At 32.0% G+C, this 11,116-nt stretch carries 11 protein-coding genes and 1 riboswitch; of the genes, 2 read left to right on the forward strand and 9 right to left on the reverse strand.

The features are described from left to right. Positions 1 to 213 precede the first annotated feature (213 nt). The 3 genes from ebpS to HMPREF3239_RS04710 form a co-directional block, all read right to left on the reverse strand. Positions 214 to 1,776, reverse strand: coding sequence for an elastin-binding protein EbpS (gene ebpS, locus HMPREF3239_RS04700; protein WP_371106759.1), 1,563 nt, complete (start codon positions 1,774 to 1,776; stop codon positions 214 to 216). Between the two features lie 144 nt (positions 1,777 to 1,920). Next, entirely contained in the window at positions 1,921 to 3,300 is a 1,380-nt protein-coding gene (locus HMPREF3239_RS04705) for a RecQ family ATP-dependent DNA helicase (RefSeq protein WP_070854893.1), read from the reverse strand. Further along, positions 3,293 to 4,246: a YpbB family protein gene (locus HMPREF3239_RS04710; RefSeq protein WP_070854894.1), complete on the reverse strand. Its 954-nt coding sequence runs from the start codon at positions 4,244 to 4,246 to the stop codon at positions 3,293 to 3,295. Before HMPREF3239_RS04710 ends, HMPREF3239_RS04705 begins: the two co-directional genes overlap by 8 nt. Positions 4,247 to 4,355: 109 nt before the next feature. On the opposite strand from HMPREF3239_RS04710, the gene HMPREF3239_RS04715 reads away from it, so the two are divergent. Then, positions 4,356 to 4,604, forward strand: a complete 249-nt coding sequence (locus tag HMPREF3239_RS04715; protein WP_002449743.1) for a ferredoxin — start codon at positions 4,356 to 4,358, stop codon at positions 4,602 to 4,604. A 69-nt stretch (positions 4,605 to 4,673) separates the two neighbouring features. Here the strand turns inward: HMPREF3239_RS04715 and HMPREF3239_RS04720 are convergent, their stop codons facing one another. The 6 genes from HMPREF3239_RS04720 to HMPREF3239_RS04745 all read right to left on the reverse strand — a co-directional run bounded on the left by HMPREF3239_RS04720 (position 4,674) and on the right by HMPREF3239_RS04745 (position 10,275). Then, complete coding sequence (locus HMPREF3239_RS04720) at positions 4,674 to 5,225, reverse strand: ECF transporter S component (RefSeq protein WP_070854895.1); 552 nt, start codon at positions 5,223 to 5,225, stop codon at positions 4,674 to 4,676. 63 nt (positions 5,226 to 5,288) lie between these two features. Next, a riboswitch (FMN riboswitch) is annotated at positions 5,289 to 5,416 on the reverse strand. 246 nt (positions 5,417 to 5,662) lie between these two features. Continuing rightward, positions 5,663 to 7,420, reverse strand: coding sequence for an ATP-binding protein (locus tag HMPREF3239_RS04725; RefSeq protein WP_070854896.1), 1,758 nt, complete (start codon positions 7,418 to 7,420; stop codon positions 5,663 to 5,665). Then, the gene (locus tag HMPREF3239_RS04730) at positions 7,401 to 8,126 is read right to left on the reverse strand and encodes a response regulator (RefSeq protein ID WP_053029451.1); all 726 of its coding nucleotides are present in this window, start codon (positions 8,124 to 8,126) and stop codon (positions 7,401 to 7,403) included. The genes HMPREF3239_RS04725 and HMPREF3239_RS04730 overlap by 20 nt, the downstream gene beginning before the upstream one ends. Before the next feature lie 151 nt (positions 8,127 to 8,277). Beyond that, positions 8,278 to 9,015, reverse strand: coding sequence for a pseudouridine synthase (locus tag HMPREF3239_RS04735; protein WP_070854897.1), 738 nt, complete (start codon positions 9,013 to 9,015; stop codon positions 8,278 to 8,280). Continuing rightward, complete coding sequence (scpB, locus tag HMPREF3239_RS04740) at positions 9,012 to 9,551, reverse strand: SMC-Scp complex subunit ScpB (protein ID WP_053029453.1); 540 nt, start codon at positions 9,549 to 9,551, stop codon at positions 9,012 to 9,014. The genes HMPREF3239_RS04735 and scpB overlap by 4 nt, the downstream gene beginning before the upstream one ends. Next, positions 9,544 to 10,275 carry a segregation and condensation protein A gene (locus HMPREF3239_RS04745; protein ID WP_070854898.1) on the reverse strand — a complete coding sequence of 244 codons (732 nt, stop codon included), beginning with the start codon at positions 10,273 to 10,275 and terminating at the stop codon, positions 9,544 to 9,546. Before HMPREF3239_RS04745 ends, scpB begins: the two co-directional genes overlap by 8 nt. Before the next feature lie 93 nt (positions 10,276 to 10,368). On the opposite strand from HMPREF3239_RS04745, the gene HMPREF3239_RS04750 reads away from it, so the two are divergent. After that, positions 10,369 to 10,887 carry a DUF309 domain-containing protein gene (locus HMPREF3239_RS04750; protein ID WP_070854899.1) on the forward strand — a complete coding sequence of 173 codons (519 nt, stop codon included), beginning with the start codon at positions 10,369 to 10,371 and terminating at the stop codon, positions 10,885 to 10,887. The last annotated feature ends 229 nt before the right edge of the window (positions 10,888 to 11,116 follow it).

Raw genomic sequence — 11,116 nt, forward strand, 5'->3', positions numbered from 1 at the left:
CTATATTATTTACAATTTAATGAGATTATAAATTTTATAAAGAAAACAGGGATAGGACTGAATTCTATTTGAATCCATTGTCCTACCCCTACAAGGTTAGCTAAAATGAGAGATATGCTTGATATAAGCACCCTTTCAATTTTAGTCAGCTACGATGAATGAACAACGTAGCATTATTTTTTAATTTTTATCCTATGGCCTTTTTTAATGTAATTATTGTGGAATTACTAATCTTTGGCCATTTGAAATGTTATTACTAGATAAGCCGTTCGCTTGTTTCAGTTTGTTAACATTTTCAACAGTACCTTCTCCGTAGTATTGAATCGCGATACGATATAGGTTCTCGTTACCTGATACGACATGCGTTTGTTGTCCTGAATTAGTATTATTTGATTGATTGTTATTACTATTATTTTGGTTACCACTGTTCTGAGTGGCTTGTGAATTAGCATTATCACTGTTGCTATTTGAATTATAAGCATCGCTATCTGATGATGAACTGTTGTCAGATGCGTTTGATGAATCATTGTTGTCAGAAGTACTACTATTATCATCGCTTGAATTACTTGATGATTCATTATCAGTTGTAGCTTTGTCACTTGAGTCATCATCTTTAGTGGCATTATCTTTATTCTTGTCACTGTCGTCGCTAGCTTTGTCTTTGCTATCTTTGTCATTATCTTTGTTTGCAGTTTGTTCAGTTTTGCTATTATCAGCTTGGTCGCTATCTTTTTTATCATTGTTTAAATACATACCAATAAAGATAGCAAGTGCTGCTAGAATTAGTAATAACGCAATTAATGGAAGTAAAAGACCTGCTAAACCACGTTTCTTTTTACCATTGTGAGCTTGGAATCCATCATTATCCTCTTGATGTTTTTTATCATTGTGTTCTTCATTCGTTTGATTATCTTTATGATTGTGATGGTCTTTATTATCTTTTTTATGTTTTGCGGCTGCTACACCAGCAGCACCAGCGGCACCTGCAGCACCAGCACCGACTGCAGCTTTTTTCCCTTTATTACCTTTTTTTGATTCATCTTTAGAAAGATGTTCTTGATTGTCATCTAGTTGCTTTTCATTGTTATGTTTTTTATTGCGATCACGCTTATGATCATGATTTAAATGATCGTCATCTTTATGTTCATTATGATTTGAACGATGATTTGTGTCTTTATTTCGTTTATCCTTAGCAGCTTTGGCACCAGCAGCACCAGCGACACCAGCACCACCAGCAAGTGCAGCATCTTTACCATGTTTTGACTTATCATGTTTGTTTGCATCGATATGCTCTTGGTGATCACGACGGTGACGATCATCATCATTTAAACTTTCATTATCATAGTCTTTATCATGCTTTCTACTTGATGCTTCATGACGATGATTTTCTCGAGACGATTGATTATTAAAGTCTCTATCGGGTGAGTGTTCCCCATCTTTATGTATTGATGCTTTATCTAATTGATTCTCTTTTTGGTTGTGTTGTAACTCATTTAAAGAGTCTTCATCGTGTCGATCATCAAGTGAACCAGTAGCATTTGAATCAGAAGTTTGATTATCGAATTTTCTGTTTTTATTTGTAGCTTGATTACGTCTTCTTTGACGTCTTTGTGCATTTCTAGGTGGGAATTGTTGATCTGATTGATTCTCAAATTCATCTGAATGATTTGAGTTATCATCAAACTCATTTGTGTTTTCTTCGAATTGGTCATCAGAATTGATAGACTGACGATTTTTTTCGAAATCATCTCTAAAATTATTTTTAGACACGGTCATCATCCTCTCTTAATTAAATATTTTAATATCACATACCATATACCCCACAAAGTGTGAAATATGTATAGTATCACGATATTTCTTGAAAAAACTTTAAGTATTTTAATTATATCCTCTTAAAATAATTTTAGTAAAGAAAAGCAACTATACTTTAAATAAATATTTTAACTTTTCACTATAATTTAATTTTCTTTTAACTTTTTTTCGGTTTGTAACGTGAATGGATTCTAAATCCGAATCAATATCACAGCATTGTTTAGGTTGAAGTGGTGTATCGCCAAAAAATTCTAATAAATAGCGGCGTCTACATTGATCTAAAGATGTATATCCAATCATCCTTTGATAACCTAATTTTTTACGTATTAAAGCGTTGTTGAAAATTGATTTAAGCACTTTGGATGAATATCTTTGGCTTAAAATGGATAGAATTTCTTCCTTTTGTGGTGGTAGAAATGCGCCAATATCATAAGCGTCAATATCTTCTGTTGTAATCGCATCACTAAAAAGTAATGTTTCCAAAATGAAGCTATCATCAGGTTGATATAGGCTTATCGCTTGGCTTGGTAAATTATCTCTACCTGCTCTACCTATTTCTTGTAAATAGTTTGATGGACTTGTCGATAAATGAAAGTGAATCACTGTTCTAATATCTTTTTTATTGACCCCCATACCGAAAGCGCTTGTGGCCACAATAACGGGTATAAAGTTTTCCATAAATTGATTTTGAACGGTATGGCGTTCTTGATAGGATAGATCACCGTGGTAAATACCAGTTAAATAGCCATGGTGATAGATCATGGTCGCTAATTCTAAGCATACTTTTTTGGATGAAACATAAATGATTGTAGGTCCTGATTGTTCTAAAAAGTTTAATAACCACTGGATTTTACTATCATCATTATCAAAATTGAGATGTGAAAAAGCAATATTTTGCCGATTCATAGAAGTCTTTATAACAGTTAATTCCTTAGATAAAATAAGGTTTAAATCTTTTTCGAGATGAGGTGGTGCTGTCGCCGTTAGGGCTAATATGGTTGCATTCTTGTAATAAGATGTAATTTCTCCAATAATTGCATAGTGTGGTCGAAAATCATATCCCCATTCTGATAGACAATGTGTCTCATCGAGTACTATTAAACCGAAATCTATGTTCTTAATTAATTCGAAATTTTGAGATTGTAACATAAATTCTGGACTTAAAAACACAAATCGACTTTTTTGTAGTAAATTTATATTTTGCCTTTTTTCATTTTGATCCATACCAGAGTGAATAGAAGCAACTAATTTCTCTCCTTGAGATTTCATTTGCATGACTTGGTCATCCATAAGAGAGATTAAAGGTGAAATGATGAGAGTTGGCTTTTCTTTTATATAAGTTGGCATTTGATAACATAAACTTTTGCCACTACCTGTTGGAAGAATTCCTAACGTATCTTTATCGCTCAATACGCTTTCAATAATTTCTTTCTGACCCGGATTAAATGAGGAGAAACCGAACCATTCTTTTAATTTATCTTCAAGCACTTAACTCACCTCTTTCAATTCCAATAATTAATAATTTGATTTGAAAATAAGACAATTGATTGAATTGCTCTTTATATATTTTTAATCGATGTCCTCTATTCTGGTGATAAAATTCTATGAACGAATTATAATCTGTCGTACTTACATATTGTTGATACGCTGTAAAATAACCTTTAATAAATAATTCAAGTACATGGTCTTCAATCGTATTGATTTTAACATTTTGAGTCACTGCTGCTTCATTCATTGAAAGTCCTTTGAGTAATTGATGATATGTAATTGTAGTTTTATTTAGTAATGTAGGTAAAATAATGGTTTGAGATAATATTGGAAATTGTTCTTTATGTTCTAATGCAAACATCATTTGAACTAAATTATTCAATTCATGGACAAATAACTCGGTTACTGGTATGTCTTCAATGAGAGAAACTTGTTGACGCGTATACATTGGTTCTTCATATCCTTGTAGATAATAATGAATCAAACAGTTGCCATTGCACGTTTCATTAATGATATGAAAAAGTTGCTCAATTTCATTTTCTAAATCATCAATTAAGTCACTCTCGATGATAGTTGAATATAATTGCTTTACTTTATTTTGAACTATGACTTGTTGCGTAATGGGTATAAAGTCTAAATGATTATTTTTGAAATGCGTCATCGTTTGTATAAGTAATTGAATACAACTAAATGTTTGAATGATACTATCGTATGTAAACCTTGGATGAATAGTAATGGTGATATCTTGGTCATCATTACTATTCAAAAATCGCTCAAAAGACGGATATTTTAATTTAGGTAAACTGTGATATAATGATAAAAGTTGTTGGGAACATGCATCAAAAAAAGTTTGATGTGATTTTTTCCCAATTAAAATATTATAGATACTTTTATTGGTTTTATATTCGAATGAATGATTTGATGCATAGGTAATAATTGAATGCATTAATGATTCCTCACTTTATGTAACTAATAAAATAGTAAATAAATTAATCGAAGTGTTAGTTAACATTTGTTATACTAGTGTAGCATTTTTATCAAAGGAGGCGAAGAATTTGGCAAAGTATACAATCGTTGATATGGATACATGTATTGCTTGTGGCGCATGTGGTGCTGCGGCGCCAGACATTTACGATTATGACGACGAAGGTATTGCTTTCGTAATCCTTGATGATAATCAAGGTACTGCAGAAGTACCAGAAGAATTATATGAAGATATGGAAGATGCGCTTGAAGGTTGTCCAACTGATTCAATTAAAATTGAAGAAGAACCATTTGATGGTGATGCCCTTAAATTTGAATAGTTTATGGCACAATCAAATAAATTTTAAATCTCCTATTGCTGAGTACTTAATTCAACAATAGGAGATTTTTTATGATAAAACGCGTTTTAATCGATTGTATAATAGTACAAATATAATTGAAATCACAACACCTTTAATAATATTAAAAGGTATAACACCAGATAAAATGACAATTTTTAAATTATTAAATACATCTCCTAAATTAAAAATCATCCCATATAATGGAAGCAACACAAAGTAGTTTAATACACTTAACACAATCGTCATAACTATAGTACCGATTGCGAGTCCTATAACTAAAGAACGTGGCGTATGTGCATGTTGTCTTTGACGTTTTGTAACATAGTAAGCGGATAATAAGAAACTTACACCTGCTAAAAAGTTAGCAACTGGGCCCACTGGATCGCCCATGTTAAATAAAAAGTTAAGTATATTTTTTATGAGTGCTACGATAATACCAGCAACTGGACCCAAAAGGAATGTTGCTAATAATGTTGGCACATCACTAAAGTCTAATGTTAAGTATGGCGGTAAAAATGGTAGCGGAAATTTGATAAATGTTAAAATGAACGCTATCGCACTTAACATACTTATCGTGATAAGACGTTTGTTTTGTTGCATATTGAATTATCTCCTTCCATTCATCTTACTTAGAATAGGAGATAATTTTGCACAACAAAAAATCTCCATCTTCTCCCATCCAGACTATACTGTCGGCTTCAGACTTTCACTGAATCAGCCACTTCATAAGAAGCGGGTCGCAGGCTTGAATTACTGCCGGTTGGGACTTACACCCTACCCCGAAGATGAATTATAACTATATATTAATTTAATTTTTATATTACATTAAGTAAGCACATTGCGCAATAATGGTGCTTAAACTGATTAGAAAAAAAGAGTGAAATCAGATTCAACATGAATTCTGACCCACTCTTGGTCTAGCAATTTCATTTTTAGAATAAAAGCTAGTACGTTAAGTAAAACCTCGTGATGTACGAGTTTCTAATGTAACTTAAATTAAAGCGCTTGATAGATAAGTGCGTAAGATTGTAATCATATTAGCACTTAGGTTTAGGTAATTTAATGATAAATGTTGTACCTTTGTTTACTTCGCTTTCTACTTGAATAGAACCACCATGTTCTTCGATAATCATCTTGCAAATAAATAATCCTAAACCAGTACCTTGTTTCCCTCTCGTTCTTGATGCTTCGACTTTATAAAATCTATCAAAAACAAGTTCAAGATGTTCCGGAGATATACCACTTCCGGTATCGCTAATGTACAATGTCTGATATGTGTCATCAGATGATGAAGTGATTGTAATTGAATCACCTGGTTGAGTATAACGTGTGGCATTATCAATCAGATTTGTAAGTACTTGATCAATACGATCGGCATCATAATCCCACAATTCATCAGTCATTTCTGGCGCGAGTGACATGTCTAACTCTAAATCTTGTGCCTGTTGTTTATACTTCATTTGCATTTTAGTTAATAAAGGTTTAATGGGTTGTTTCTCTTTATTAACAGTTAAACCTTCTGCATCCATACGCGCTACATTCAATAATTCATTTACTAGACGATTTAAACGTTTTGTTTCATCAAGCACGATAGATAAAGAGTCTCGAATTTCATCGGGCTCTGTTACAATGCCATCTACAATGGACTCTGTATACCCTTGTAGTAAAGAAATAGGAGTTCTTAATTCATGTGAAACGTTAGCAATGAAGTCTTTTTTCATTTGATCAAGATTATGTTCGTTGGTCATATCTCTAATAATGACTACTAGACCACTACGGCCATCTTGTTGGATTCGCTCGATATAACTCATGATAATGACATAATATTTGTTATTAATTTCGTATTCTTGGAATTCTGTATTCTTTGAAACAAATGTTTTTTCGATTTGCTTTTCAATATCTTTATATACAGGTGCACTAAGTGATTTAGTAATATCATCAGCCATTTTATTTGAAAGGATAACTTCTCTTTTGTCATTTAGGCCTAGTACACCTTCTATCATAGAATTGATTAGACTATCTCTAATATTTTTTTGAGTTGAAAGTGCTTCAATATTCTCTTGTATTTCAGAACTCATATGATTGAAAGTATGTGATAATTCACCTATTTCATCTTTAGTTGAGACGCTTGTCTGTTTAGAATAGTCCCCCTTAGATATATTTAATGCTTGCGTTCTAAGTTGTCTCAAAGGTTTCGTAATTCTATTTGATAAAAAGAAAGCAAATACAGTTGAAATAGCAATAAAGATAATCGCAGTAATTAGTATGATAATTGTAATTGCATTATTCGTATCTTCAATAGATTTTAAATCTTGATATATAAATACAGCACTATACTTTGAGTTTGCATTGTCTTGTGCTTTCATTGGATAGCCCAATAGAATATAAGAGTGCGAGTTACCATTATTACTAATGGTTATATTTTGGGTAGTAGATTTACCCTTTGAAAAGACTTGTTGGAATTTGGCATTATTGTGTATTGCTTCAAGCATTTTATTTTTAGTTTCACTATTAGAATGATTAAGACTTGAAGGTTTATTTGCCATAATAATCACGCCACCTGAGCCATCAATTAATTGTTGGCTATGTTGAATGGCTAACGTCTTATTATCAGCTTGTTCAACTAAGTGACTAATTCTAGACGCGTCTTCCCTTATAGCATTTTCAGTTTGTTGAGTGTAATAATACTGTATAAATGTAATTAAAGCTGCACTTAATAAAATTAAAACTGTCGTTACTATGAAAAGTATAGTTAACCACAGTTTTATTACCACACTATTTAGTCGGCTCGTCATTAGACTTTACCTCGAATTTGTAACCAACACCCCATACAGTTTGAATCATATGTGCAGCATCTTCAGATACACGATTAAGTTTCTCACGAAGGCGTTTTACATGAGTGTCTACCGTTCTTAAGTCTCCGTAAAACTCATAATGCCATACTTCTTTTAATAGTTGTTCACGATCAAAAACTTTATTAGGTGTCTTAGCTAAATAAATAAGTAACTCATATTCTTTAGGCGTTAAATTCACTTGTTGATTATCAGCTAAAACGCGATGCGCATCATTATCAATGATTAAATGATTAAATTCTATAACATCTCTTGCGTGAGGTTCACTTTGTTCAGGTTTAGAAGATTGCGTTCTACGCAATAATGCTTTAACTCTTAATACAACTTCTCTTGGAGAGAATGGTTTAACGATATAGTCATCAGCGCCTGATTCAAACCCCTCAACCCTATTTGTTTCTTCACCTTTAGCAGTAAGCATAATAATAGGTGTGTCTTTATGTTCACGTAATTTAGATGCCACTTCAATTCCATCCATCTCTGGTAGCATCAAGTCTAAAAGTATGCACGCATAGTCATTCTCCATTGCAAGATCATAGGCTTCTTTACCATCACTTGCTTCATGAATCGTAAACGATTCTCTCTCTAGGTAGAGTTTAAGTAATCTTCTAATTCTATCCTCATCGTCTACAATTAAAATTTCGTTTGTCATTTTGTTTATACCTCCTACACATGCTGAATACACTCAATATTATAGCATATAGCATGATTGAAAGCTTTACTTTAAAGTTAACTTTGTGAAAAAAATAGCAAGAGAAATTAAGTTAAATTAAATTCTCTTACTATTGTAAAATATTATTTATTTATTTTCCATTTTCTGCCATGTGTCTTAATACTTTAACTTCATGTGGTGTTAGGACTCTACCTTCACCTGCATTTAAACCTTTAAGATTTAAGTTACCGAACTCAATTCTTGTTAATTTATCAACTTGGTGACCAAAGTGTTCAAACATACGACGAACTTGACGATTTCTACCTTCACTTATAGTAATTTCTACAAGTGTAGTGTTTTTATCTTTATCTTGTTTTTTTACTTTCACTTGTGCTGGTTGCGTAAACCCATCTTCCAGTTCGATTCCTTTTTCTAAAGCTTTGACTTCCTTTCGCATGAGATATCCTTTTAATTTAGCAACATACTTTTTCTGAATGTGGTATCTAGGGTGTGTCATTAAATTCGTAAATTCACCATCATTTGTTAGTAGTAATAGACCTGAAGTATCATAATCCAATCTGCCAACTGGATAAATTCTAGTCTCTAAATCTTTAAAATAGTCTGTGACTACTGTACGTCCTCTATCATCAGACACACTTGTGATCACTTGCGTTGGTTTGTAGAATAATATATACATTTTGTCTTCTTGTTCTATTTTAATGCCTTCTACTTCAACAGTATCAGAACTTTTAACTTTAGTACCTAATTCAGTCACAGTTTCACCGTTGACTTTTACTTTTCCTTCTGAAATTAAAGTTTCAGCTTTTCTGCGTGATGTATACCCACTATTAGCAATGCGTTTTTGAAGCCTTTCTAATTCTTTGCTCATTTCGTATCTCCTTTTTGATTTACTAAATTACTAAAGAAATCTTCCATCTCTTCTTCATCTTCTTCAGTCGTTGGTAAATCTTCAATTTTTTCTATTCCGAATACATTTAAAAATAAATCTGTTGTTTGTAAAGCATGACTACGAGAATTTTCAACATCTTTTGCTTCAATTAAACCACGTGCAATTAAAGTTCTAACTGCACCATCGGAATTAATGCCTCTAATTAATTCGATATCACTCCGCGTTAATGGTTGATTATATGCAATAATCGATAATGTTTCCATTGCTGCCTGTGATAACTTCATATTTGATTTTTGTTCAATGAGTTGTTCAATATAAGGTGATGCTTCTTTCTTTGAAGTTAAGATATAAGTTGAACCAAATTTTTGAATCATTAAACCACTTGAAGTATACGATGACACTAATTCAGCTAATTTTGCTTGATTAATATCTAGAATCTCTAAAATTTGCTTTTCTTCAAGCCCTTCATCTCCCGCTGTATATAGCAATGCCTCTATGATTCCATGTTTATCCAAGATTAAAATTCACTCCTCTAACGATACGTATATCATCAAAATTTTTAACTTGTTCAATATTGATTTGTCCAGATTTAGACATTTCTAATATTGCTAAGAAGTGAGTAACCACTTGTTCTAATGGTTCACTAAAAGTAAACAAACTAAAGAAGTTAAACGATGTATGATGTTTTAATTGTGTCGTTACTTTTTCAGTTGCTTGTTGAATCGTAAAGCTTTCTTTAACGATGTCAACAGTCTTAGGTGTATTAAGTGCTAGTCTATTTTTTACACGTTGATAAGCAACAATTAAATCAGTTAAATCTAATGTTTGACTTTGATCCCATGTGACGTCTTTTTCAAGATGGGATAAATCAGTTGGGTGCTTAGTGAAATAGTGCTCGCGTTCTTCTTTCTTTTCGGCTAATAATTCTGTATATTCTTTATAATTTTGATATTCAATAAGTCGACCTACTAAATCTTCTCGTGGATCTTCCTCTAAATGTTCATCAACATCATGTTGCGGTAGCAATAATTTGCTTTTTATCATTAATAACTCAGATGCCATAACTAAATATTCACTCGCTATATTGATTTCTAATTGTTTCATAGCGTGAACATATTGCATATATTGTTCTGTTAATGATTTCATAGGTATATCATAAATATCAATTTCATATTTTTGAATTAGGTGTAGTAATAAATCTAAGGGGCCATTGAAGGCATCTAATTTTACTTCATACATGTTAATCGTCCTTATACTGAATCTAAATCGTGCATAATTTACTAAAGTATTATAGCATGAATATTACAAACATTAAATTAAGGATGAGTCGGATTGGAAAAAGCCTTAATCGATTTTTATTATTATTTTCATAAACAGCAACATTATTTCTTATGTCATGATATTTTAGAGGATGCATGGAAAGCAAATAGTCAGTTTTCTAAAAAGGATGGCATTGTAAGCCTAATTTTATTTTCTACTGCCATGTATCATTATAGAAGAGGAAATATCAAAGGTGCGCGGATAACTTTTGAGAAGTCATTAAATACTTTTAATGACGCATATGATAAAACAGTGCTAAATCTTAGTGAACACGCATTTCAAACATTAATTGTGAATGAGATTAAAGCTATAGATGACTTGAAACCATTCAAACCGGCATATTTGCCTATCAATTCAACCTTTGAAAAACAAATAATAGATAGGTATCCAGATTATTCATTTACATTTCTTTCTACTGAAGATAATTATATTGTTAATTATCACAAACTTAGAGATAGAAGCGATGTGATCAATGCCAGACAACAAGCATTGATGTATAAAAAGAGGATGAGGAGTTGGATGGATGATTAGTTAAAATTCAAACTGCCACTAAATAACTCGCTTTACTGTAGAAATAAAGCGTATTCTATTAAAGTCTGAGTCAAAAATAATAAAGTAAGACTATTTGGGATTTTCCCAATAGTTGACTGATTGATGAATACACTTAAGTTAAGTTGCTTTTAGTTCTAGTCGTCATTTAAGGTAGAGCCCCAGCAAAAAGAATTTCACTAAGAAATTCTACAAGCTAAGCAAGCTGGGA

It is taken from the genome of Staphylococcus sp. HMSC34C02 (assembly GCF_001838705.1).
In the GTDB taxonomy this organism is placed as follows: Bacteria; Bacillota; Bacilli; order Staphylococcales; family Staphylococcaceae; genus Staphylococcus; species Staphylococcus borealis.